Source organism: Nostoc sp. EspVER01, assembly GCF_034530635.1.
GTDB lineage: Bacteria > Cyanobacteriota > Cyanobacteriia > Cyanobacteriales > Nostocaceae > Nostoc.
Window position 1 is genome coordinate 1 of record NZ_JAVRCS010000061.1, and the last position, 23,602, is coordinate 23,602.

The 23,602-nt window shown below is 40.8% G+C and carries 32 protein-coding genes and 1 pseudogene; 22 read left to right on the top strand and 11 right to left on the bottom strand.

Going from position 1 to position 23,602, the window contains the following annotated elements; all coding sequences use genetic code 11:
- Positions 1–49: 49 nt before the first annotated feature.
- Positions 50–313: a zinc ribbon domain-containing protein gene (locus RMX69_RS29540; protein ID WP_409878283.1), complete on the top strand. Its 264-nt coding sequence runs from the start codon at positions 50–52 to the stop codon at positions 311–313.
- A 1,833-nt stretch (positions 314–2,146) separates the two neighbouring features.
- Here RMX69_RS29540 and cas2 read toward each other — a convergent pair.
- The 4 genes from cas2 to RMX69_RS29545 are packed head-to-tail and all read right to left on the bottom strand — an operon-like array spanning position 2,147 to position 3,762.
- Positions 2,147–2,440, bottom strand: a complete 294-nt coding sequence (gene cas2, locus RMX69_RS28125) for a CRISPR-associated endonuclease Cas2 (protein WP_322639381.1) — start codon at positions 2,438–2,440, stop codon at positions 2,147–2,149.
- Between the two features lie 9 nt (positions 2,441–2,449).
- On the bottom strand, positions 2,450–2,947 hold the full coding sequence (gene cas1 / locus RMX69_RS28130; protein ID WP_322639410.1) for a CRISPR-associated endonuclease Cas1: 498 nt from the start codon (positions 2,945–2,947) through the stop codon (positions 2,450–2,452).
- Positions 2,863–3,588: a CRISPR-associated endonuclease Cas1 gene (cas1, locus tag RMX69_RS28135; RefSeq protein WP_322639382.1), complete on the bottom strand. Its 726-nt coding sequence runs from the start codon at positions 3,586–3,588 to the stop codon at positions 2,863–2,865. The genes cas1 (RMX69_RS28130) and cas1 (RMX69_RS28135) overlap by 85 nt, the downstream gene beginning before the upstream one ends.
- Positions 3,589–3,762: a hypothetical protein gene (locus RMX69_RS29545; RefSeq protein WP_416211630.1), complete on the bottom strand. Its 174-nt coding sequence runs from the start codon at positions 3,760–3,762 to the stop codon at positions 3,589–3,591. It abuts the gene before it with no gap.
- Positions 3,763–4,278: 516 nt separating this feature from the next.
- On the opposite strand from RMX69_RS29545, the gene RMX69_RS28145 reads away from it, so the two are divergent.
- The 12 genes from RMX69_RS28145 to RMX69_RS28200 all read left to right on the top strand — a co-directional run bounded on the left by RMX69_RS28145 (position 4,279) and on the right by RMX69_RS28200 (position 11,121).
- Positions 4,279–5,058 carry a ParA family protein gene (locus RMX69_RS28145; protein WP_322639383.1) on the top strand — a complete coding sequence of 260 codons (780 nt, stop codon included), beginning with the start codon at positions 4,279–4,281 and terminating at the stop codon, positions 5,056–5,058.
- A 2-nt stretch (positions 5,059–5,060) separates the two neighbouring features.
- Positions 5,061–5,516, top strand: a complete 456-nt coding sequence (locus RMX69_RS28150; protein ID WP_322639384.1) for a hypothetical protein — start codon at positions 5,061–5,063, stop codon at positions 5,514–5,516.
- 3 nt (positions 5,517–5,519) lie between these two features.
- Positions 5,520–5,975 (top strand): DUF4365 domain-containing protein, encoded by a 456-nt coding sequence (locus RMX69_RS28155; protein ID WP_322639385.1) that lies wholly within the window; start codon positions 5,520–5,522, stop codon positions 5,973–5,975.
- A 7-nt stretch (positions 5,976–5,982) separates the two neighbouring features.
- Positions 5,983–6,186: a hypothetical protein gene (locus RMX69_RS28160; RefSeq protein ID WP_322639386.1), complete on the top strand. Its 204-nt coding sequence runs from the start codon at positions 5,983–5,985 to the stop codon at positions 6,184–6,186.
- A gap of 76 nt (positions 6,187–6,262) precedes the next feature.
- Positions 6,263–6,394 (top strand): hypothetical protein, encoded by a 132-nt coding sequence (locus RMX69_RS28165; RefSeq protein WP_322639387.1) that lies wholly within the window; start codon positions 6,263–6,265, stop codon positions 6,392–6,394.
- 265 nt (positions 6,395–6,659) lie between these two features.
- Complete coding sequence (locus tag RMX69_RS28170; protein WP_322639388.1) at positions 6,660–6,827, top strand: hypothetical protein; 168 nt, start codon at positions 6,660–6,662, stop codon at positions 6,825–6,827.
- Between the two features lie 143 nt (positions 6,828–6,970).
- A complete protein-coding gene (locus RMX69_RS28175) occupies positions 6,971–7,378 on the top strand; it encodes a hypothetical protein (RefSeq protein ID WP_322639389.1) in 408 nt (135 codons plus the stop codon).
- Between the two features lie 283 nt (positions 7,379–7,661).
- On the top strand, positions 7,662–8,306 hold the full coding sequence (locus tag RMX69_RS28180) for a hypothetical protein (RefSeq protein WP_322639390.1): 645 nt from the start codon (positions 7,662–7,664) through the stop codon (positions 8,304–8,306).
- 211 nt (positions 8,307–8,517) lie between these two features.
- Positions 8,518–8,904 (top strand): helix-turn-helix domain-containing protein, encoded by a 387-nt coding sequence (locus RMX69_RS28185; RefSeq protein WP_322639391.1) that lies wholly within the window; start codon positions 8,518–8,520, stop codon positions 8,902–8,904.
- A 113-nt stretch (positions 8,905–9,017) separates the two neighbouring features.
- Positions 9,018–9,464: a transposase gene (locus tag RMX69_RS28190; RefSeq protein ID WP_322639392.1), complete on the top strand. Its 447-nt coding sequence runs from the start codon at positions 9,018–9,020 to the stop codon at positions 9,462–9,464.
- A complete protein-coding gene (locus tag RMX69_RS28195) occupies positions 9,443–9,781 on the top strand; it encodes a hypothetical protein (RefSeq protein WP_322639393.1) in 339 nt (112 codons plus the stop codon). The genes RMX69_RS28190 and RMX69_RS28195 overlap by 22 nt, the downstream gene beginning before the upstream one ends.
- Before the next feature lie 335 nt (positions 9,782–10,116).
- Complete coding sequence (locus tag RMX69_RS28200; protein WP_322639394.1) at positions 10,117–11,121, top strand: hypothetical protein; 1,005 nt, start codon at positions 10,117–10,119, stop codon at positions 11,119–11,121.
- A 68-nt stretch (positions 11,122–11,189) separates the two neighbouring features.
- Here RMX69_RS28200 and RMX69_RS28205 read toward each other — a convergent pair whose 3' ends face one another.
- Complete coding sequence (locus tag RMX69_RS28205) at positions 11,190–11,396, bottom strand: hypothetical protein (RefSeq protein ID WP_322639395.1); 207 nt, start codon at positions 11,394–11,396, stop codon at positions 11,190–11,192.
- Positions 11,397–11,488: 92 nt separating this feature from the next.
- Between RMX69_RS28205 and RMX69_RS28210 the strand changes: the two genes are divergently transcribed.
- On the top strand, positions 11,489–11,746 hold the full coding sequence (locus tag RMX69_RS28210; protein ID WP_322639396.1) for a hypothetical protein: 258 nt from the start codon (positions 11,489–11,491) through the stop codon (positions 11,744–11,746).
- On the top strand, positions 11,739–11,996 hold the full coding sequence (locus RMX69_RS28215) for a hypothetical protein (RefSeq protein ID WP_322639397.1): 258 nt from the start codon (positions 11,739–11,741) through the stop codon (positions 11,994–11,996). The genes RMX69_RS28210 and RMX69_RS28215 overlap by 8 nt, the downstream gene beginning before the upstream one ends.
- A gap of 316 nt (positions 11,997–12,312) precedes the next feature.
- Here RMX69_RS28215 and RMX69_RS28220 read toward each other — a convergent pair whose 3' ends face one another.
- Positions 12,313–12,471 carry a hypothetical protein gene (locus tag RMX69_RS28220; RefSeq protein ID WP_322639398.1) on the bottom strand — a complete coding sequence of 53 codons (159 nt, stop codon included), beginning with the start codon at positions 12,469–12,471 and terminating at the stop codon, positions 12,313–12,315.
- Between the two features lie 306 nt (positions 12,472–12,777).
- Positions 12,778–13,041, bottom strand: coding sequence for a helix-turn-helix transcriptional regulator (locus tag RMX69_RS28225; RefSeq protein ID WP_322639399.1), 264 nt, complete (start codon positions 13,039–13,041; stop codon positions 12,778–12,780).
- A 131-nt stretch (positions 13,042–13,172) separates the two neighbouring features.
- Here RMX69_RS28225 and RMX69_RS28230 point away from each other — a divergent pair, with 131 nt between their 5' ends.
- From RMX69_RS28230 to RMX69_RS28250, 5 genes are all read left to right on the top strand, one after another.
- The gene (locus tag RMX69_RS28230; protein ID WP_322639400.1) at positions 13,173–13,448 is read left to right on the top strand and encodes a hypothetical protein; all 276 of its coding nucleotides are present in this window, start codon (positions 13,173–13,175) and stop codon (positions 13,446–13,448) included.
- Between the two features lie 77 nt (positions 13,449–13,525).
- Positions 13,526–13,783 (top strand): hypothetical protein, encoded by a 258-nt coding sequence (locus tag RMX69_RS28235; RefSeq protein ID WP_322639401.1) that lies wholly within the window; start codon positions 13,526–13,528, stop codon positions 13,781–13,783.
- Complete coding sequence (locus RMX69_RS28240; protein WP_322639402.1) at positions 13,780–15,285, top strand: hypothetical protein; 1,506 nt, start codon at positions 13,780–13,782, stop codon at positions 15,283–15,285. Before RMX69_RS28235 ends, RMX69_RS28240 begins: the two co-directional genes overlap by 4 nt.
- A 5-nt stretch (positions 15,286–15,290) precedes the next feature.
- On the top strand, positions 15,291–16,040 hold the full coding sequence (locus RMX69_RS28245) for a hypothetical protein (protein WP_322639403.1): 750 nt from the start codon (positions 15,291–15,293) through the stop codon (positions 16,038–16,040).
- A 194-nt stretch (positions 16,041–16,234) separates the two neighbouring features.
- Positions 16,235–17,086: a hypothetical protein gene (locus RMX69_RS28250; RefSeq protein ID WP_322639404.1), complete on the top strand. Its 852-nt coding sequence runs from the start codon at positions 16,235–16,237 to the stop codon at positions 17,084–17,086.
- Positions 17,087–17,122: 36 nt separating this feature from the next.
- Here the strand turns inward: RMX69_RS28250 and RMX69_RS28255 are convergent.
- A pseudogene (locus RMX69_RS28255) lies at positions 17,123–17,539 on the bottom strand (RNA-guided endonuclease InsQ/TnpB family protein); the annotation flags it as partial.
- Between the two features lie 65 nt (positions 17,540–17,604).
- Here RMX69_RS28255 and RMX69_RS28260 point away from each other — a divergent pair.
- Together RMX69_RS28260 and RMX69_RS28265 are read left to right on the top strand one after the other, a co-directional pair.
- The gene (locus RMX69_RS28260; RefSeq protein ID WP_322639405.1) at positions 17,605–17,946 is read left to right on the top strand and encodes a hypothetical protein; all 342 of its coding nucleotides are present in this window, start codon (positions 17,605–17,607) and stop codon (positions 17,944–17,946) included.
- A 93-nt stretch (positions 17,947–18,039) separates the two neighbouring features.
- Entirely contained in the window at positions 18,040–18,315 is a 276-nt protein-coding gene (locus RMX69_RS28265; RefSeq protein WP_322639406.1) for a hypothetical protein, read from the top strand.
- Positions 18,316–18,473: 158 nt separating this feature from the next.
- Here RMX69_RS28265 and RMX69_RS28270 read toward each other — a convergent pair whose 3' ends face one another.
- The 3 genes from RMX69_RS28270 to RMX69_RS28280 all read right to left on the bottom strand — a co-directional run bounded on the left by RMX69_RS28270 (position 18,474) and on the right by RMX69_RS28280 (position 23,392).
- Complete coding sequence (locus RMX69_RS28270) at positions 18,474–18,989, bottom strand: MAPEG family protein (protein ID WP_322639407.1); 516 nt, start codon at positions 18,987–18,989, stop codon at positions 18,474–18,476.
- 253 nt (positions 18,990–19,242) lie between these two features.
- Positions 19,243–20,553 (bottom strand): acyltransferase domain-containing protein, encoded by a 1,311-nt coding sequence (locus RMX69_RS28275; protein WP_322639408.1) that lies wholly within the window; start codon positions 20,551–20,553, stop codon positions 19,243–19,245.
- Positions 20,554–20,626: 73 nt separating this feature from the next.
- Complete coding sequence (locus RMX69_RS28280; protein WP_322639409.1) at positions 20,627–23,392, bottom strand: FkbM family methyltransferase; 2,766 nt, start codon at positions 23,390–23,392, stop codon at positions 20,627–20,629.
- Positions 23,393–23,602 lie beyond the last annotated feature (210 nt).

Below are 23,602 nucleotides of genomic sequence, written 5' to 3' on the forward strand. Positions count from 1 at the left end.
GACAATTCTTGTAAGCAGGCTTTGATCCGTTCTTGTTTCTCTTGGTTCATTGTCAACGATCGCACAGGGTTTTTTCCCTTTAGATTTTCCCATAAATGGTAAATCTTCCAAAACTGGATGCTCCCACCGAGGTTACGGAACTACTGCCCTCAAATATCCGCTTTCTGGATTAATATTTTGTGGCGAATGCCGCAGTGCTTGTTACTCAGTTACGGGTAGTCGGGGGCGTAATTTGCCTGGGCTTAATTATTATTTTCAATGCAAGAATTGGCGCTTACGAGCGTGCTCACAAAAACAAATGGTGCGAATGTAAGTTGCCGAAGGAAGAAGCGGTGGTGAACGCCTTGATTACCGCAGCGGACAAATTGCCGCACAGCACGCATTATTGAGTGGTGAACAATTAGAGCCAACGGAAATTAGAGAGTTGCGATCGCGGTTGGAAGCGCTCAATCAAATTGCTGGTTATGATGCTGATATTGAAGCAGCAAAATAAAAACTTCGCATTAGAATTCAAGAGAAACAGTATAGTTTTTCATTTCAAAGCCAGCAGCAAAATACAAGTAATGAAAAGCTGCTATCTACTTTTTTAGAAAAGGATTATTGGCGTACTCTCATGGATGAAGAAAAACAAATAATTTATAGGACGTTGGTGGACAAAGTTATTGTAAAATCCGGCGAGGTAGAAGAGGTGTTTCTAAAAGTCTAAAAGAGTATGACTATTATCAAAGAATCGACTGTTAAACCTTGCGCTTGCCAGCTAGAAAAACGAGGAGACGAGGAAGAGGAAGATTACCCTTATTATTAAAGGGCTGAAAAGATGCCTGCTGGATATGTGCATATCATCGCTTCTCCCTCCTGCTTTCGGGAGCGCACAACTCCTTTATGACCTCTCCTTATCTGCGGTATTATCCGCATGGGTACAACTGTTGGCAGCTAGCCAGTGGCACAGCAGGCATCCATTATTATTACATCAATTGTCACTGTTAACAAATTAGTTATCCCAATACTGTTCAAACTCCAGACCAGGAAAATTTTCCTGGAGTTAAACTGCAAGCTTCTCTGTTTCCTGAAAAGAAAGGTGAGCGATTCGCTTATCTCCTGCTTTGTCAAATTCTGGCTCGGTGACAAACCAAACATGAAATTGAGCAAAAAAGTGCGATGAAAAACAGCCATCTGGCTTGGTTCATAATTTTTACAATCAGAGCATTATTAGTGATTTCGTGATTTACAATGAAAAAAGAAAATAAATAATTGGATTTGTCCCCCCAATAGCATTTAGCACTGTCGGGGGCTTTTTGTTTTCAAACGAGGTGCTTATCTGACAGCCTGAAAAACATCAGAGCTGAAATGACACCTCAACAATAATGAATAAGGGCTTTTTACTGTCAACGGCTGATTGAGCCAGTTTATTGAGTGCATCAATACGTCGCCTCACCCCAGAATAGTGCGAATTAATCGCTTTTCAAGCAGCGCAGGAAGGAGTATCTTTTGAAGAAATGTTTGTGAGGCTGGCAACAGGCGAATAACGAACCTCCTGAAAAGCTTGTCAGAGGCGATCGCTACAGAACATCCAGGAAAATTTTCCTGAAGCTATAAATCTTTGTGTCCGTGGATTTCCGTGGACACTTTTGAGTGAATAATGCAAGCTGTTTGGGGTGGTAGCCTTGGGCTAGTAGCTGGGCATATTCGGTCTCGGTTGTGTCATGGTTGTGGATGTTGGTCATGGTTGGGGTGGGGGGCGATCCCGGCGTCTGATTTAGTTTTGATGCCGTGCTCAACGCCTTGCGGCATCTAAGGTTTGGTCAGCACAATCATCAGAACCGTTTTCAGACATCCAACAGTGCTCAACGCCTTGCGGCATCTAAGGTTTGGTCAGACCGCGTGCTGAAACGTATACCAGAAGACTTCTCAGATTCAATCTTACAAGTACCTCATCGAAGAGATTAACAGAGTAACAAAAATCCTAAACAAATGTCATCCTTGACGACAAGAAGCAATTTTAAACCCTTTGCCCTGTCTAGGTTCTAAGCCATTACAAGAAAATGCAAGCACCTCCAGTAAGTCTAAAAAGTCAGAATTGCAAATACAGTAAGAGTTTGGAGCTTGTTTAGTTCTGTTTTAGCCTTAACAGCCCCAGATCCATATATTAGACAATCCGGTAAGCTTCTTGTTGAGATGACCAAGCATCTGGACGATTATACGATGGGATGCCAACAACGCACTGATTTGACAAACGAATTAAAAGCAGACTATCCTCTGGAGCCAATATTTTTTCAAGTTCCCAACGTAATTTTTCGCGTGAGCGCATAGTCAACCAAGAGCGAAAAATGGAGTATTGCATCCTTTCACCATAGCCTTGAAGCAAGTTGTAAGCTTTGCGCCAACGCTTGGGTGAGCGAATATCGTAACAAATGAGGTAACAATTTTTCTGTTCTGCCATTTTGATACCTCACCGCAGTACTAAATGACCAAACAAACCAGCCTCACCAGACCATTCTTTTTCTACGAGTCGCACTTCTAATTCAAATAAACGGCGATAAGTAAGGGAATAACCTGTAACTCGATGTTTCCAAGTTTCTTGTTTCCGATTTTCATACAGTTCTACGAACTTGCGCCGACCAACTTCACTTAACCAGACTTGCGTCCCACGAATTTCAAAATCTGCCAAAACATCCCATTGACCTCGATTGACTGAAGCCATTACTGTCATATCTACCAAAGGCACGCGGAAAATTTCAAGCAAATCAAGTGCTAACGGTGCAGCTTGCGATCGCGGTTGATGGTAAAAGCCTAAAGCAGCTTCTAAACCAACAACTAGAATACTATTTATTACATCCTTGAGTAAAAGTGCATAGCCAAAACTCAGCAGTGCATTAAACCTATCTTTGGGTGGGCGGCGAGGCCACCAAAGTGCAGTTTTTTTGAGACTTCTGGTGAAATTAAACAGGGCAAAGCACCAAAATACAACCCTGCTAAATTCCCTTCTAATCCCAAGAGTGATTCTAAAGATTTTGCTTGGAGAACTTGTTTAAGAACAGCTTTCATTTGAGCGATCGCTTTCTCCAAATTCTCTGCTTTAGCTTTACCTCTAGTTCCTCGCATTAAAAACTTACGCTGTCCCTGTCCACGACAAACTACCAATTTACGGGCTAATTCCAAACAGAAATCGGGATTACTTAAAGCAGTATACTGGCGGATACGGCGTTGAATGCTACCTTGGCGAGTATCGAAACTACCAAGATAGCGCCCACCTCCCGAAATAAAATGCACTCCTATACCTTGGTCAGCACAAAAATGCAGTGCTTGGGTGGAAATTTGCGAAAAACTATGTAATACCAGTTGTCCCACTTGACGAGCGGGAACTGTTTCTACAGGTTGATTGCGACGAGTAATTTTGATTTGTTCTCCTGTTCTACCAACACAGGTTCCAGGTTCCAAAACATGAATTACCTGCCGTTCATCATCTTCAGGAAACAAGCGAATTGGTTGCCACTCTTTATCATGGGCGAGTCGGGCTTCTTCTGGCAAACAGACGGGAGCTAGGGAGCAACGGGCGCACATCCGAGAGCGATCGCTCGACTTGCCCACTCAGCTGAAGGCGACCTGCAAAACTGCATCTTCATGCCCCAGGGTAGTAATCAGGCTGCCATCAACTGTGCGATGGTCATTATTTGGCCTACCTGTGAGCGGTTTTTCTGGTGGTAATAGCGGTTTTAACCGCTCCCACTGTTCGTTGCTTAAGTCTCCTCGATTCATCATCACAACAAAGTGATCGCATCTTTTTTAGGATATAACGAGTTTGAAAACACGCCCTACCCCAACAGAGCAATTAACGCAGTGGCAACAGCTAAACCCTGAAAACGATTGATTAAACGCATAAATTTTAAAAAAAGATTGCAGATTAAATTAATCATCACCATTTTTGAGGGGATGTCCAGTTTTTGTCTATAAGAGCGTAGCTTGCTGCCGTCCTACTTTCCTCTGGTGCGGACACTATTCGCGTTCGCTTGAAATTGAAAAGGCGATATCTACAGCTCCGCTAACGCTCCCCTCTGAAGCTCAAGTTTCTTCTAAGAAAATAGCGATACCTAACACCGGCAAGCAACGCTTTGGCTCTACAATCAGTTCATTGCTATCAAACACCACCAAACAAGGATTAAAAGCTAATTTCACAAAATTAGCTTTTAATAAAAAGCTAAAAAGCTAAATTAATTAATGACAAAGTTATTAAATAAGCTTAAGTTAATTGGCTAATTTAATAAATTAATAAAAATAGAGATGCTGACAATTACGGTAAGCTCGTTGAGTGGCGGTCAGGGCAAGACGACAACTGCCCTGTTCCTTGGTCGGCTGTTATCACGCCAGGGGTTCACCACCTTAATGCTCGACTCCGACCCCCAACATAATCTGACTACCTATCTGGGGTTCGAGTTGTCACCCAACCAACCAACCCTATTGGAGTTTCTGAAAAAAACAGTTGCGCCAGAAGACTGCATCTACCCGACTCAAGACAACGACAATTTATTTCTTATCCCGGCCGATGACCAACTCGATACCGTACAAGATTATTTATCTAACAGTGGAATCGGTGCAACCTTACTCAAGCGACGATTGTCAGCCATCAGCCAAATTTTCCAAGTTTGCATTATCGATGCCCCACCCCAGCGATCGCAAATTTGTTTAACAGTAATTGGCGCAGCAGATTTTTTAATCATTCCCGCAGAAGCATCGGTCAAAGGTTACAGTTCGCTCGTGCGGACGCTCGACTTACTAAGCGGATTGCGCGATGTCGGAGCAACGAATGCTGAAATCTTAGGTATATTACCCTTCCGCGACCGCTGGTTTGGTAACACTCAAGCCCAAGAAAGTCGGGCTGCGGTAGATGGAATGCGCGATGAAGTAGGCGAAAAGTTAGTTCTACCTTCAATCCGCGAATCAGAACGCTATAAACAAGCCATCAACAAACGTATAACTCTCGAGGAGTTGGGCTACACCGATCTGGAATATCCATTTGAAATGATAATCTCGAAAATCCGCGCCTCTGTTGGGAGCAAATAAAAATGTCAGATAACATACTCGACCAACTACGCAACAAACGCAATCGCCCGACAGTTACACCACGTCAGGATGCACTTCTGACTCAAGAACAGCCCCAAGCCCAACCACAAGAGCAAAACTTATTGCCACAACCCACCCCAGTTACAGAACTTGCCAACTCAACTGCTGCCCCAGCTGACACACTTGCTGAACTTAAAGCCGAACTCGAAAAATACCCCCAAACTCGGCGACATTCGGCAATCGTTCTAGAAAAAGACCTCGACCAGGAATTGACACGGTTTTGTAAAGAATTAGGTATCACAGTTGAGGTATTTTTAGAAGCTGCCTGGACTGTTGCTAGTGCCGATAACGCACTTACAGAAAAAATTACTACGGAAGCAAAGCGCCGCTACGACCAACGCAAGCGGGTTGGGCATATTAAACGGTTAATCACAATGTTGAGCAACCCTTCAAAGTAAATAATGAGCCTCAATACCCAAAAAGAAGATTTCAGTTACGCTTATGTGTATGCCGTCACTGCAACTGCTGGCTACTCCTTGCAAGCAGCCACACGTAGGTTAGATGATAGCGGCATCGACACTACAATCACCGTACCAGGAAAACTCAACTCCAAGCGTCTGCCGAGATTTGACGTACAAATTAAATCTACATCCCAAGATGTTAAGAGAGAAACATCCATCAAATACCGACTTAGCGCCAAAAACTATGATGAACTCCGGGAAGATGACCCCTTCGTGCCACAACTATATATATTGATAACAGGATGTCGTTGGTGTGATGTTCCCAAAGGTCAAGCGTTAAGTAATGAGGATGTCTTCAAGAAAGACTTGATCGACTGGATAAAATCTTTGGATGACAAAGATTGCAAAGATGCGATGCGGCGGCAAGCTGCTAGGTATGGTGACGGGGCCGCCTGAGAGGAGCATGGAAGAAGCTAGAAGCAGGAAAATTTTCCTGGATCTCAAATGCCCAAGGTGCGATCGTGCCAGAGACGCAACTTACGTAGGCGAAGATGGTGAAATGGTCTATGGAGATTGGTTTAGCACTAATTGCGGTATATACTTTTACCAAGAGCAGATCAAGCCAGAGATAATGCCGACGACTCACGAGCAAACCCCCAATTGGTAGGCAGAGTAGCCAAGAGCCTGGATGTAAGTTTAGGAGCCTGCTTCTACCCACTCGCCATTCGTTCAAATTCCTCATCTTGAAACCCGCCAGTTGGAGTCCAGAGCGGAGTGGCTGGGCGACTCAACCCCCGCGATCGCTGCCGTGGTTGCATGATGCGATCGCATCCATTCAAGATCGACCAAGCCCGATGCAATCCACTCAGCTTTAACAGGTAGCAGCGGCAGCGCACATGGAGAATTGCAAAAGCCTCATCCAGCCGATAAATGTTGCCGCAGCGCAGCGCACAAAAGCCGCAAACCCGCTCGTCTTCGGCTGAAAGCCTTTGAGCGTAACCGATAGCATGCTCACCTCGCTACCAGTAGATCAAAAACAGTGCGGCATCAAGCCAATCATTGCTGCTACGTTGCGATCGACGCATTCTTTGATTAGGTTATTTGAGATGTATCCCTCTTCAACTTTTAGGAGCAAAGCTGATGGAGCGCAATAAATATTTGGCGTGGAAACGCGGTATAACACCAGCACAGCTATGGATCGACGTGCTGAGTGGCAACGCCAAGCCACCGACCGCTGAAGAATTATCGGAGTTGCGATCGCGCGGGTTGATAGATGAATCTGGGGATGTACCAGGATTAGGCGTATGAGCGATAGCAATCAAAGATAAATTCACCAAACTCAGTTGGTTGCTCCGTGTTCGTGTAGCGTGTCGTAGGCAAGATGTATTGTGTGTGGCTGTTGGCGGTAGTGAGCGAGTTATTGGGCAGCGATAAGCAAACAAATAGAGATTATGGACGCATTAAAACTAATAACAGCAGGAAAATCAGCTTTAGATGGAATTAAGTTACTAAATCAATATGCTGAAGAAATAAAGGACACGCAAAAACGTGGCGAATTCATGAGAATTATTGGTCAACTTAGTATAGAGTTAGCAGAAACTCAAATGAAGCTAGCAGAGCAAATTCAAGAAAGTATTGAGAATAAGCAAAAAATAAAACTTTTAGAAGAAGAAATAGAAAAATTAAAAGACCCAACTAGCAAACTAATTTTGAAAGATGGACTTTATTACAAAGAAAATGGAGATGGAGAGTATTGTACAGGTTGTTATGACAACAATAAAAAGTTAATAAGAGTAATAGAACCGCTTACGGGGTTCAAAATGCACCAATGTCCTGTATGCAAAAGTATATATAACTAAACTATGTCTACTCAGTAAGTAGAAATTGGGAGAGGAGATGAGAGCGATCGCCTTTAAATGGTCACACCTTATGAAAAATTTTCACTTTCTTGAACTCAGGTTTTATGAGAGCAATTGCAAGCCTTAAGTTTCAGGAAATTTTCCTGAATTGGCTGTACAGATCATCTGCATTTAAAACTAATTAGTTAAACAGCCTGTGGTTATTGCAGGCTATTTTAATCGCTATCCTCGCCCAGAAAGTAGCTCATTGTGCTAGAACAGTTGAACTACTAACTGACAACTTATGCAACCCTATAAATTCAAGTACCCTGAACAGGAGCGCATTTATCGTAGACTAAAGTCCCTTGTAGGTCCAGGCGCAGCAGTCTTTTATAAAGATGCTTGCCGTCTCATGGAAATGGATAACCCGTTGGAATCTACAACGCATCTGGTGGGACATCTACTGCGAGAAATTGAGAGTTCTCTGCGTAGTGTTTTAAAGCCGACATTGGTTCCGACAGAGAGTAAAAAATCTAGTGAGGACAACCACAAGAACGAAATTGTAGCAATATTGAAAACACTAGAAATTCCTGAAACATTTGCTGCTAGCAAAACTTGGCTTAAGTTAGCAGGTAAAACAAATGAAGATGGATTGCATAAGCGTACTCATCGCGACGATTTAGCTCCACCCAGGAAAATTAATGATAATTTTGAAGCTTTTTGGAGACAAGTCAACGAATTTCTGGATACAGTTCTTGATAAGTTTGAAACTCGTGCATCTGTAATTCGAGAAAACCTAGAAAAGTTACTTATCAAAACTGAACCCAGTGAGGATAATAAAGATATTAACTATCTGCGACTTCAAACACCCAATAGCGCATTCGGTTGTTGCAGGAACAATTCAAGAACCTTCCGAGTGAAGCTCAAAATAAAATATTTCAGTGGCTAGTCGAAGGGCCGTTAGATGCACTAGAAGTTGAAGAAGAGAAACGGGATAGCTACATTAAACATTGGCAACGAAACTGGCTATCTATCATTAGTGATTATCTTCCCGCAGAGTTAGAGCAGCTTTACGATCAGCTTATCCAGGAAATCGGCGCACCTATACAGCACTTGCGTCTATTATGAGGTACACTAAATTAAAATATAAATACTTTTAAATGAAGTCTTACTCTGTCGATCTTCGAGAAAAAATAGTTGCAGCACATCTTGAGAAAAACATCTCAATCAGGAAAGTGGCTAACATTTTTTCCGTCTCAAAGAGTTTAGTACAAAAGCTTGTAAAACAGCAAAAACTTGAAGGAAATTTACAATCAAAACCGCGAGGAAAGCCACAATTTAGTCATTTAACAAATGCTGACATAGAGTTGAGAGAATTAGTTGAATCATATCCAGATGCAACATTGATAGAGTTGTGTGAATTATTTGCAGACAAGACTGGTAATTGGGTAGGTCAAAGTGCAATGTGTCGTGCGTTACAGAAATTAGGATTAAATCGGAAAAAAAAACGAAGCGGAGTACCCAAGCAGGCACAGAGCGAGTCCTGAATTTAAGATTAGATTATTGGGAAAAGGTCAAACATATAGAGCCAGAAAATTTAGTATTTTTGGATGAAACTGGTGTCCTGCTTGGGTTAACGAGGACTTATGCCCGTTCATAAATGGGAACAAGAGCTTACTCTCTTAACCCCTTTTATAGAGGCTCAAAAGTTACAGTAATTGGAGCAATTAGTATTAAAAAAGTAGTTGCATTAATGACAATGAATGGTTCAATGGATGGCATTGCATTTGAATTGTTTATTGAAAAGTTTTTAGTGCCCAACTTATGGTCAGGAGCAGTAGTAGTAATGGATAATTTATCCGCACATAAACTAGATTCAATTGTGCCAATGATTGAAGCTGTAGGTGCGAAAATTATTTGTTTATCCTCATACTCTCCCGATTTTAATCCAATTGAATTATGGTGGTCACAACTTAAATCTTTTTTACGCAGTTTTGCTCCAACTACAACAGAAATGGTTGATAAATTAATCTCAGTTGCCCTCGATTTAATAAATCCTCAACATTTAAGAAACTGGTTTGCTAGTTGCTGCTACTGTACCTCATAACAGCCGCAAATGCTGTATCTCTAGATTCTGTAAATGATAGGTATACCTATACTGTGCGGATTGGTTCCGACAGCCCTAAATCAGGGACTGAATTGGCTCAGATGGCTCAAGATGACATGGATGGACTATTCACTTATTTGCGAGAATGGCAACCATCTGAGGAATTAGGTGGAAAATCTAGGAATGATTTGGCTTGGGAGCTAGCCGAACAGGTAATTACTCCCAATCCTGAAAGCTTTGTTATCCAAATCGAAAGGTTCAAAGAACTCGATCCGGTGTTTATAGTCTGGCTGCTTCGAGGACTAAAAAAGCCTTAAAAAATCCGCCCAGCGAACAATCGCTTTTTTCGTGGCAGCCTGTAATTAATTTTTGTACATGGATGCAGGAAAACTTACATGAAACAAGTAATAACAGTACCTCAAACGGATACTCAAACTGGAGTCGAATTTGCGATGTGATCGTTGAGTTGACTGAGGCTGGATTGTTGGCAAAAGAATCAAACAAAATACCCTTAACACTTCGCAATCAGGTTTGGAAGCTCTTGAAAACCCTGCTCAATGATCGACAGGTTACACCGGGCTTTACCCTTCAATATCAGGGTAGCAACATGAGTGCATATGAAGCCTCTTATAATACAGTGAGAGGCAAAGCAATGCACGCAGTTGTTCGGTACGCCTTTTGGATTAGACAATATACTAACGATAATGCAGTACCATCCCAAAACTTCAATGACCTACCTGAAGTTCAAGAGATTTTAGATCATCATCTTGATTTAGAACAAGATCCGTCATCTGCCATCCGTGCTGTCTACGGTCAGGAGTTTCCCTATTTGTTCAACCTAGCTTCTGAGTGGACATTGCACAATATTGATAAGATTTTTCCTGAATCTTTTGAGTTCCAATCAATCTTTGAAGCTGCTTGGGAAGGATATATTTTCAATGAGGTTTATACTAATATTTTCAGCGTTTTAAGAAAAAAATATAATTATGCTGTAGAGCAATTATCTGTCATAAATTCTACCTCTCGTCAACAGTTAAAAGTAGTTGAACTTGTGGTACTTCACTTGCTCAATCTATTCTGGTGGAAAATAATTGAACTAGGTGAATCTGACAGTCTCCTCGAAAAGTTTTTTGCTAATGCTTCCGTCTCTGCTCGCGAGGAGTTCATCCGCAAAATTGGCTGGAGACTGCTCTATGGCAACTTTGAGGTTAACGAAGAATTACGCCAGCGTCTCCAAAAACTTTTGGAGTGGCGTATCAATCAAGTTAAAGAGCTTAATATTTCAGTTGAGCAAGTATCTGATCTTAAGTACTTCAGTTGGTGGTTCGCCTCTGGTAAGTTCGATAATCAATGGGCGATCGCAAAGCTAGTGGATGTCTTTAAGCTACTCGGAACAGTACATCATTGCAATAATTTTTTTGAACATCTTGAAATTTTAGCATCGACTCTGCCACAAGATGTTGTTCAGTGCTTGTGTCTTATGGCTGATAGTAATCAAGCGAATAAATGGTTTGTGTCATGTCCCACTGATTGCCATCCTGGCATATTGAGAGCAATTCTACAAAGTGAAGACAAAGTTGCTCAGAAAATAGCCAAGGATCTCATTAATCGCCTACTAGCACGCAACTTAGGAGATTATCGAGAATTAATCTCTTAACTGTGCCAACACCGACCGAACTTGACGATCTTGTAGCTTGAGTTTGATACTGGCGATCGCCATCCTTTTTACACTTTTTCTATAGCTTTAACTTCCTCAAACCCCGCTGCCAGCGCTGCCTCCGGTGTTTGAAAGCTCCCGCTCAGAAACGGGTCGTCGGCACACTCTCCAAATGAGGCGGCTCCACTACCATACCCCAATGCGAAAGAATAGCGATTTGGGTCAGCGGGACAGTACCAAACGCTCTTGCGATCGCCCTCATGCTCCAGCATCATTTTCCACGAGAGCGATCGCAACAAGGAATCCTTGCGTCATCTTGCGATCGCTGATGAGAAAGGCTTGAGAAATTGGGACTTTGGGACTGTTGATGGCTCTTTTTCCCCCTGGAAAGGGAAGAGGTGAAGAGGTTGCTTATGGCGGTAAGGGAAAAGGAGTGTTAATTCATACACTTACGGAGGGAAATGGAATGCCTTTAGCTAACTGTACAACTCCAGCTAACGGAAATGGAAGAGAGCAGGTATTACCACTGCTAGATAAAGTCAAACTTAAAACTTTAAAGCCTGGTAGACCGCGTAAGAGAGTGAAGGTCTTAGCGACTGATAAAGGTTACGATTCACTTGTATAAACGCGCTGCTTTACGCAAGCGAGGAATTAGACCTCAAATTCCCAAACAAGTTTGGAAAACGAAGAAAAACAGAGGTAGACCAATCAAAATTTCTGTTCCCAGGTTTCAGCAGGAACGTTGTTTTGCCTGGTATCAACGTAAATATCGTCGTTTAGTCGTCCGATGGGAACGTCAAACAATATATTTTGATTCCTTTATTGACCTTGCAACTATCCATCTATGGATTCAACGGATTTTATTAGTGGGATAGCTTCCCAGTAATCTTAATAGCCTTCAGGTATCGGCCAAGAGCTTTAATATCCGATCCACAGACCCAGTATGATTCAGTAGCTTCATCGTACTCCCACTGTTCTTTAATGAGCTTTTTAGCTAATTCCTGTTGCCCAGATTCTAAAAGCATCCACCCACACATACCTTGTGGGCGATTCTTGCCACAAGAGTAGAACAATAGCTTAAAAAGTTTGCGCTTATGATTTTCAAGATAGTCGTTATGGGAAGTAAAAAAAGTACATCACCATTCCATTCTTCCAGTCTCCTTTCAGCATAATGTCGCTCATCAATGAAATTTAAGGTCGCTGACAAAAAAAAGTATCTAGCCTATCGTAGATTTGGGCGATCGCCACTTGGCTTGTGCCGATAGCACCAGTGAGTAGTTTGAGTGAGTTGACTTCAGATGTCAGACTATCTAAACGAGCATAAATGTCTTGGATTTGTGCTTCTGTCATATATTTTTAGTTACTTTTCTCTATATTGCAAAGCGATCCAGTAGATTGATTAACACTGACTCCAGTTGATCAAGTTCATCCGGTTCACAGCAAAGCCAAGCAACTCTATTAGCACCAATACCTACAAATTCTGAATATCTATGATGTCCAGAGCATAATCGTTGACGAAGGTTAGTGCTTTATCCTAGATACAAGATTTCCGCAGAGGAAGTAACACAAAATAAATACCGGAATCCTCTGGTAAAGCTTGGTTTTGCTCGAATGACGTTGATGACAGAGCAAGCAAATTAATTACTTGAGAATCAATCATTGTTGTACTGCCTTTTCGTAATTCGCTACAGATTCTTTGGCTGCTTGCTCTAACTCATCAATAGAGCAATTGTATATTCGGCACAAAAGAGCTACTTGATCAACCCTTAGTTTTGGAATAGTTCTACCCTGCTCCCAATTTCGGATGCTTGAGTGAGCAACGCCAACCTGAGCGGCAACCTCTTCGGCTCTTAACCCAGCTTTTTGACGTAATTGCTTCATATCCATCTCTACAATATTGACTCCTCTATTATAACCCATTAGTCTATCTGGTTGACAGATGGTCTAACGGGTTAGTAGTATGGAGTAACAACACAAAAGCGATCGCCCCTAACGCCAATCAGAGAACGACCGCTATTTGTGCTAACCCGTTAGTCTAGGTTTATATCATTATGTCAGAAGGAATCCTTGACTCTCAAGTGATTGCTCAAATCGAGTTGACCATCCACCTCATTGAGCAGTCTGAGCAATCCGCGCGCTACGAAATCGACTCTACAGACAACGTATTTGGTAAGTTCTACCGAATTTGGGGTGGGCAACAGGGAATCAATCTACTCGGCACGTTCTACCAAACTCATGCTGGCAATTGGATTGCCCAAAAGAGCAACGCCACACAATGCAGCTGCTGGCTAACCGACACCCAAGCGATCGCTGCTATCACCGCATAGGTCAAAATCTCCCGTCACCGATGGGCGCAATATGCGCCCAATATACGTTGTGCAATTAATACCAAGGTGCGAGATTGATGGACTACGAACGAGAAATTAGATATACATTGCAAGACCTTCGCTGCCAAGCTTTAACCCAGTTCATGGGTGAATTTATGGTGATTTTAGCTACCGAAGGCTATACCCTTGAAGATTTGCTAGATGCTGTTACCAGTTTGGCAAGTGAGAAGCCTGAACTGGAATCGGTAGTAAAACATCTTGAAAACGCTGAACAAGAATTACGTTCAAAATCCACCGCAAGACATGGCAGTAGCTTTCTTGGAGGCTTGAAATGATTGCCTCAGTAGTTGAAACCTCAAGCCCCGAAAAGTTATTTAAATCAACCGCGCAGTCCCTAGACTTCTGGCTATCAGTTGCCAAGAAGCGGGAGACAATGCCAGCAAAAGACTACCTTGCATACTTGGACAGCTTCGGATGGAATCGCCGCAGCGCTGGGCCTTATGTAAAGCTTGCCGACTTTATCCGAGAGCATTTGCCTGGGCAGATTGGTGCGATCGCCAAACTAGATATCAGAACCCTGCTTAAATTGCCCCTGCCTCGCTATGCCCCAATTGTGGAGGAAATCAGGACAGCGGAACCGACGCAAGCGCAGATTACTGAACTAATCAAGAAGCTGCCGTCAAAACCGAGAGAGAAATATAAGTCAGTCGAGGAGAAGAAGGACGAGGCATTTGAATTGAACGTCCCGGCACAGACTGGCAAGCTCATCAGCGAAACGGCTGAACTCTTGGGACTCTCGAAGCAGAGAACCATAGAAGTGAATTGCGAACTAGTGAAGACGATCCTCTCAGGTGTCGATCCGACAGATGCGATCGCTAGATTCAAACAGCAGTTTGCCAAACATGAAGAAGAACCTCTGAAAGCAGATTATGAAGTTGAAGCGCTTGAACTTCAAACAGATTTAGAACCTTATCCCGTGCAGTGGCACCATGAAGGGGAAATCTACGCTTCATGGTTAACCAACGTTAAGGGTGAGTGCGCCCTACTAGAGGTCAATGACGTGATTTACTCGGTGCCATTGTCAGACTTGAAGAAGATCGACCTAGAAGCGATCGCCTCTGAGATTAGCGACCATAAAAAACTGTCATACCCCTATCAGCAGTTGTACATCAATGCGGTAAATGCAAAGCAGGAATGGGTGACTTTGCAAGCGTTATCTGACGGCGACGAAACTTACGATTCTGTTTTTAAACAGTACACTCGCTGGATGTCTTGCGCGGTAAATGGTGTCAAGAGGAACGGGATTTGGCTTGACTTGATCGAGCTTGAAGAGAATCAAAGATTGGTTCTTGTTCCTGGCGGGGATGACTTAATTGCTAATGTCGCAAATGAGCCTAGATTTAAACACAAGGTCAGCAAAACCTCTTTTTTAGAAGCCTTTTATTCAGGCGTGCCTGATGTGCCGAGCCTAGAACAGCGATTAAAAGAAGCTGATGATTGGGATGAGATTGCCTCTCTTGTCCAACGCAATAACAAAACTTTAACCCAGGCAACAGAGTATTGGACACTCGAAGAAAAGCAACAATTAATAGCCAAGCTTGCGACTTTCTTGGAAAGCAGCTTCACCTGTGCAATTCAAGATCGGGAGGTCGCTTGGCTACATCAAGCAGCTTTAGCTAAAGCATTGGCTAAATTGGAGTTTGAAGTAAAAGGTCAAGTGTGTAAATTCCAGAAGTTTATAGATTACGGGACGGGAGGTGAGCAATGGATCTTTCGGACAGAAAAAAGCGAAACCATAGTTGCTTCCTGCGAGGAAGTCAAAATATTTAGATTTTAAAGAGCATGGAACTTGAATCACTTAAATTAGGGATTTGCAACCTACCAGAGCCACTCTACCTCTACGTTAAAAGCGGAGATTGCAAAGGAAAAAAGTACTGTTGGTACTACCACGATCCAGACACCAAAATAAATACGCCTGAATATTCCACGGCCGTGTGTGGATATCTGTTTGAACTGCGTTTGACCTCTAAAAAGTTCAAGGGCAAGGAAAATATGAAGTTGGATATTGTGGTTTCCGCAGATGAAACCTATATTATCAGAACTGGCGTTGAGACGAACTTTGCTAAAGGTTTTCTTTTGGCGATTGCGTTATTCAAAGACTTTTCTAGACCAATTATTGTTGGCTGTTCACCAGGGGATCAGAATACAGTTTTTTGTCGAGTTTACGATGCTTTAACTAAATCTAGGGTGGAGGTTGATTGGGGTGCTCAAGTAGACTTAAGCATCATCAATACTGTTCAAACCAGATTAGGTGGCGCGGTTGTTCAACAGCCGTACTCAGGGCAAACCTCGTTACCAAATAAGTTAACAGGTCAAGATTTGCGAATCAGGGAAATTCGCACTTTATTAAACTACCCTACGGATTTAATTGTGGAGTGGTTAAGCTTTCAGAATGTCAAAAGACCCAGTGAACTTGACCCGAAAATGATTGATACTTTGGTGCGGACTATTTGTCTTGATTGGGCAAAAGATAAGTTCAGCCACTCTAATCATGCCGCTAATTCTACAACAAGCATGTGCTTAACGCTGTAGCGAACGGCCTAGAGGAATTGGTGGCGATTCAAAACTGGACTGATTGTGTCATGTCTGAATTGAGTCACAAATAGGAACTTCGCTTCTTCTTCAATCTGGGTGAAGAACTAATTAAGCATTACTTCAATGACCTTGTTTACTCTTACCTCGGTAAGAGTGATTTTCGTGCGTCAATATAATCAGGAAGTTAAAAGATGACGACTACTAAATCTCAACAGTCTACTGGCTCAAAATTCAATCATCCTCACATGATTATTCCTTCAGAGGACACCACATGGGCGGTCGAACAAAAACCATGTGTGTTGAGATTTTGGCAGCAGTGTTGGCTAGCTGACCCATTCGGCTCACGCTGGATGAAATTGATGACTAATTTGAGTGATTCAGCTTTTAGATTGGCCAGAAGAGTATTGGAAGCAGCTAGTTTATTTGTGTTTCGTCGTATTAGCTGTGGCAGTGATGGTAGAACATCAGTTTGGGAAGTGAAAAATCTGCATGGTGCGCGGGTTAAAGATTTTTGGCAGGGTGAAAAAAATGAAGCGAATACCGCCTCAAATAAAGCGGATAACATTTCAAAGCAAGCGTTTACCGCAATAAATGAGCCGGATACTGTTATCCAAAACCAGTCAGACCAAGCGTTTTGTGAACCCTCACGAACTCCTCAGCAACACCTCACGAACTCTTCAAAAGAGTTCGTGAGGTGTGATTCTTCAGCGCCAAATGAAGCGGCGATCGCACACTCTGGGTGTGCATCGCCTTCAACTGTTGCTCAGGAAAATGTTGAATTGCCTGCCGCAATTGATGAGAAGTGGTCAAGTGAAGCGTTGTTTACAAACGATGCCATTGCGGCTAGATCAAAATCAAGACCCATACGAATGAAGAAGCTGAAAATGGCTCATTTACTTGCGGAAAATCCTGGTTTTGACTTCTTGTTATCGTGCTGGGAAGATGACCCTGCAATGCGTTTTGTGATTAAGCAATTGCTGCTCAAATTTCCACAGTGGGGAATTGTTTGTGTCGATGGAGAATTGGTAAATTGCAACAATTGACATACTCCCCCGAATCGAATTCGGGGAATTCTAGCTTCAAACAGCGATTGCAGTTTCAAACTGTCTGACATCACCTAAGCCAACAGTCGATGCCCCGACTGCACAAATTACCTTAGATGCGTTGTCGTCCCTTCCATTCACGCTATTACAGGATGAACAACGCCACTATCTAACTGATAAATCAAGACTTTCTAAAACGTGTCCACAATGAAAGCAAGTCTTACTGCTGGGATACCATTGGTTGATGAAAACAACCAGTTTGTTCTTCTTAACAACCCATTCTAAGATTTGTAGGAACTCGCCAAAAGCCAAATCTGATATTTTCCTACCCCAAAGTCGTTGCATTCCTTTGAGGTTTAGTGTTTCAAAGCACAGTACATCGAATTTATCAGTAAGGGAATGGGCTAACTTCCAAAACCAGTCGCGAGTATTACGCCTATTAAATATATCTTTGATAAACAAGAAGCAGATGACTTGGTAAAACAGCTAAATACGGTTTTGGCAATAATTTATTTAACATGAACCCAGAAATCAGAGAAGAATTACGTCGCCTTTTAGTAGAATTCAAAAAGCCATTCCCCGCGCATGTTCATTTGTTCAGGGAAATACCTGGTAGTAACAAGAAATGGGTTTATTTGCCGTGGCAGGCGGTTCGCGAAAGATTAGAAGAAGTCTACCCGGAGTGGACGTCTGATTACTCAGAGATTCAGTATCTGACAAACGAGGCGATTTGTCGTTGCGCTATCACAATTCTGGGGATTAGAAAAGAAGCGATCGCTTGCGTTTCCATCTCAGTTATTAGCAGCAATGGCAAAGAAATGACTAGGGGTAATCCGCCCGATCGACTAGCAGCAGATTAGGAAACCGACGATAATCGGTGGCATCAGAATAGTTGCCAGGAAGTTGGCTCCGAATGCTTTGAAATCTCCTATTGCGCTGGACAAAATAAGGGTATGGCATTAGGGATACTAGCTCTAGTCATGACAATTATGCGTGCAATGCCAGAGTCCATATCCTACGGTAATTTAAGAAAAGCTTTTCCGATCCAAAAGAACAAGCCGATGATTAACGATCTTGAATGTTGGGATGCATTGGCTCAAGCAGCAAAAATAATGATACCAGAACATCGGCAACTGATTTTAAACCTCCAGGAAAATTTTCCTGGAGCCCCCTCCACAAAAAAAACCAGCTTTAGAGGATGTTTGAAAAGTTACCCAACGTATGTTTGACTACTCTGGCTATCGAGAAGTTGAACGAGATAATGAGGGTTATGGGACTTACTAGCGCTTCTCTAAGTTGTATTTAAGGCTCAAACTGACACTTTTCAAACAATTTTAAGTTATTCCCAGCGCCATCTCCCCCCAAAAAAATTGCTCTCCTTTTACTGTTAATTTGCCATCAAATTAACAAGTCCATAATAAATACAAGCTATGCTACCAAAGACGTACACAAACCAGGTGAGGAAAAAACCGAGCGCTCTTCCTGGAGAAGGTCCGTAGGTTTTTATCAAACCCCATGCATGAGCAATCCTAGCCACAGTAAGACTACTTCCAAAAAGCCATAATAGCCATGTTTGTGCTTGCATTAACTCTAGCGCCAGTACAAACAATAATGCATGAGGTACGTACTCAGCAAAATTGCCATGAGCACGAACCTTCCTTTGTAGTAGTCCATAATCATTGACTTTCACTTTTATAAATTTCTGAGTTGATTGCTCAACCATAGATGCCCAAGGATTAGGATTTGCTAACGGATCCGGTTGTGCCGCTACATCTTCCTTAGATTCACCATGCCAAACTCTTGTTTTTGTTCGTTCAAATGCTGCAATGTATGAGAGAGAAAAAGCGATAAGACCATTAATCCCAATAAAAATAGTTGAAATAGGGACAGTATTTTCAATCATCTTGAATTATCACCAAAATTTACGATGCTGACTGGAGTTATTAATTTTTTGGAAAGGCTGTTTAAATACTTTACTTAATAAGTATTTAACTTAAGTACTATCATTTAATTTTATCATAATTTAGGTTTAAATAAAAAGTTATAAATCTTTAATATTTTTTATAAACTTTACCTATTTATTCTACTAATTTAATAATAAAAACAAATCTTAAATATCGCTATATAGCTATTTTTATTTTAAAAAAGATTTATGCCTAAGATGAAGTTAAAAATCGATAGTCTTGTTCATTTGTATAAAGTCTAGACCAATCAATTTGTACTCCAGCCAGCCAGATCTGTCCAAGGGTGTTTAGTAAAAATGCAACATCGGATTCTTTTTCATATGGATGACGTAATGAAGAAAGTATCATTTCAGAAGTACATTTTGGATGTTGCATTGCCATTGCACTTAAAGTTCTCCCAGGACCAACTTCTAGCAAAATATAGTTTGGGTTTTGAAAAATTTCCTCCAAACCTTGTGAGAAACGCACGGTTTGGCGCATATGTCTAGTCCAATACTTAGGATCTGTTACATCTGTTACGTGAGTCCAAGTACCACTGACATTAGAGATATAAGGTATTTGTGGTACTTTAAGAGTTACTTTTTCTACATATGATTGGAATGATGATAGTATGGAATCCATTTCAGATGAGTGAGGAGCATGGGAGGTGTCCAAACAAAGACAAATTACTCCTTGATCACTTAACTGGTTATCCAATTCCTCTAACATATTTTTGGGACCTGAAATCACACAGAGGTTTGGCCCATTAATCGAAGCTAAAGAGAGCCTTTTACCTAAAAGTGGGAGAACTTGGTTCTCGGAAAGCTGGACAGCAAGCATGGTACCACCAGGTAGCTTTTGCATAAGCTCACCACGAGCAGCTACTAATTTTAATGCTTCTTCTAAAGAAAAAACTCCAGCCAGGCAAGCAGCAACGTATTCGCCAATACTATGACCTATCATTGCTTGAGGACGTATACCCCATTTTTCCCATAATTTAGCCAAAGAGTACTCAATTGTAAATAATGCAGACTGTGCAATTAAAGTCTGTTTTATTTGTTGTTTCGCCTCATTGATATGTTTTTTGTTAGGGTATATTATCTGGCGAATATCAATTTTTAAATCAGCTTTTAATAATTCCGAGCAAATATCAACTTGTTCTTGAAATGTTTTCTCGACTTGATAAAGTTCAAGCCCCATGTTTATGTATTGTGAGCCTTGCCCTGGAAACATAAACACGATAGGTCTTATTTTCGCTTCTTGAAAGTTGGTAAATATACGTTTCTGATCCAATGTTTCTAAGGCATTTACTGCATTATCATGGCTATTACAAACAAGCATTCGCCGATAGTTAACTGCTTTTTGACTAACTTGATTGTTGTAAGCTATGTCAGTTAAACTCACATCAGTAGACTGTTTTAAGTAGTTAATCAAATTTTTAGTAGCTACCTCCAAATCTGAACTAGTTTCAGCAGAAATAATTAATACATTCCAAGGTTTAAAATTTTCTAACGTTTTATCCATTTACTTTACCTAAAAAATAAACTATCTTCTTCTTCTTAGAAGAATTAGTTTTAAAAGTTAATAGTTTTAATTTTTATGTTTGCATTTCTGGAACCCGAATTGCATAAAGATTATAAATATTTGTAGCTGTGTACAAGCTATCTTGCTCTGCTACAATACTATAACCTTTGCCGCTTAATAATGAGCTAACTTGAGCTAAACGATTTGCTTCATTATGTACTTCAATTACAATTTGTCTAATTTTTTGCCAATCATTTTGATTGATCCCTAAAAGCACGTCAAATTCGCTTTTTTGTACATCAATTTTTAGCAAATCTATGCGATCAAGATTATTTTCACTAATAATTTCGGAAATAGTTTTTAATTCACAGGTAAAGGTTTTACTCTTAAAGCGCTCCTCTAATAGTTCTTCTGTGTATTGTAAGACTTGATCCATTTCAACCATTCCTGCTTTTTGTTGGTTGACCATGATTGTTTTTAAAATCTGCTTTTCTTCTTCTTCATTGGGATAGAAGGAGGACATACCAGAACTGTTAGGGTAAAAGGTAAATGTACTTGTTTTATTTACCTTCGATAAACCACAATTAAAAAACTTTATTTTACCTCTACATTTAGATGTATTAGCTTTCAAAATATCAAAAGTAGGAGGTGAAGGTTCAAAAGCATAGATTGTAGCATCACTACATTCTTGATCTGCAAAAAGCGTAAATAGACCGATGTTGGCACCTACATCAAAAATACAATCTCCTGGATAGAGTGTAATACCGTTTTTAGCATAAACTCTATGTTCAAAAATGTCCTCGTAAAAATGATCTGTCTCAGCTTTGCTTTGATGAATAATTTCTATGCCATTTGCTAATTTATAAGTAGGCCAATTAGGAGCCCTAAGTTCATTTTCTAACTGCCAATTATTTGTTGATAAAGATTCTAAATTTTCTATATTTTCTGTGTCTAGAGTTTTACCTTTTGCTAATAAATCTTCTGCAATAGTTTTAGCTAAATCAGCCACAGTTAAATTTGCAAATATAGTACTTAAAGGTATTTTTTTGGAAAATTTATTCTTGATTTGAGAAATTATTTGAATAGCTATTAAAGAATGACCTCCTAAACTGAAGAAATTATCATAAACACCTATTTGATCCAACTTGAAAACTTGCTGCCAAATTTCAATAAGTTCTTGCTCTGTATTATTTCTGGGCGCAAGGTAGTTATTTTGTAAATTTAAGCGTATACGTTGCTCTTGACCTAATTGAGATGAATTTTGCTCTTTTAAATGTGAGGTATTTAGTGATGATTCTTTTTTCTTAACTTCTACCCTTTTTTGCTGATCTTCAAAGAGGTAAGTAGGTAAAGGAAGTATAGAACGATCCTGACCAGCATAAAATTTAGACCAATTTACTGATATTCCTGTAAGCCAAAGTCTACCTAGCGTCTTAAATATAAAGGCAAATTCTGACTGTTGATTATAAGAATTCGGTAATGAGGAAAATACTAATTTCTGAGTAACATTGGTGCTAGCTGGATGTTGCAAAGCTATACTACCTAGTGTTTGTCCAGGCCCAACCTCTAAAAAAATAGAATGGGGTAGTTGGCATAATGTTTCAATGCCATCAGCAAAACGTACCGTTTGGCACAAATGTTTACCCCAGTAATGGGGGTCGGTTGCTTCTGCTGGTGTAATCCACTTGCCTGTAACATTAGAAATGTATGGAATTTCAGGTGGTTTAAGATCAAAGCTATTGACTAGCTCTATAAAAGGATCCATGATTGCTTCCATGACAGGCGAATGAAAAGCATGGCTGGTCTGTATTTGTCTACAGGCTATTCCATTATTAATTAACTGTTGCTCTAACTTCGCTATGGCTTCTACACTACCTGCAACTACAGACAGTGTGGGGCCATTGACAGCAGACAAACAGATATCCTCAGTAAGCAGTGGTTCTAGTTCCGATTCTGACAGAGATACCGCTAACATGGCCCCAGTAGGCAACTGTTGAATGAGTTGACTTCTTCTGACAACTAAAGTCAAAGCATCCTCAAGAGATAAAACTCCAGCTAAACAAGCCGCAACGTATTCACCAAGACTGTAACCAATTAGTATTTGAGGCATAATACCCCATGCTATCCACATTTGAGCTAATGCATACTCGATGACAAACAGTGCTGGTTGAACAATATCAGTTTGATTCAACTTTTCACTATATACGTCTCTTTCTACTTGAGTACGCCCTAGCATTTGTCGCAAATTAAAACCTACAGCTATACCTGAGGTCAGATTGCTTGCCTGCGAGCTAAGCTCTACTTTTGCTCCTTTTGGGTAAAGTACATCTCGCAAATCGAAACCTAAGTGAGGCTTTAATATTTCTGAGCAATAAATGATGTGCTTACGGAAATTTGGCTCAAGCTGATAAAGCTGTAGAGCCATATTGACATATTGTTCTCCTAGTCCTGGAAACATAAAAGCCATAGTACTGTAGCTAGTCGCTTGCGTACTACTGCTAAATACACGTTGAGGATCTCTGGTAGTTAACGCGCATACTGCTTCTTCGGCATTATTACATACAACTATCCGGCGATAATTAAGCGCCTGGCAATTCATTTGTAGAGTATAAGCTAAATTGGCAATATTAATTTCAGTTTTCTCTTTGAGAAATTCTACTATATTATTGCTGACCATCTCCAACGCAGATTCTGTTTCAGCAGATAAAACTAATAAATGGATTGACTTATAAAAATCAGAAAAATCAACAGGATATTCTGAATTATTGACAAATAAATTAGTTTCAGTTTCAGATATGTTTAATTGATTATTGTTACTAAAATCTTTAGAAAAGCTCACTGATATCTCCTTGTGTAAAATGTATTTTACTTTGTAAGTAATTTCCAGTTTTTTACTGTAAAACATTTATTTTGACATAGTTCGGAAAAGAAGGACTATGCTGAGAATCGTGTTGAAAAATAATTATATTATTCTGGCTACTAATTTCTTTAAAACGGGAGCATCCAGTTTTGGAAGATTTATCATTTATGGGAAAATGTAAAGGGAAAT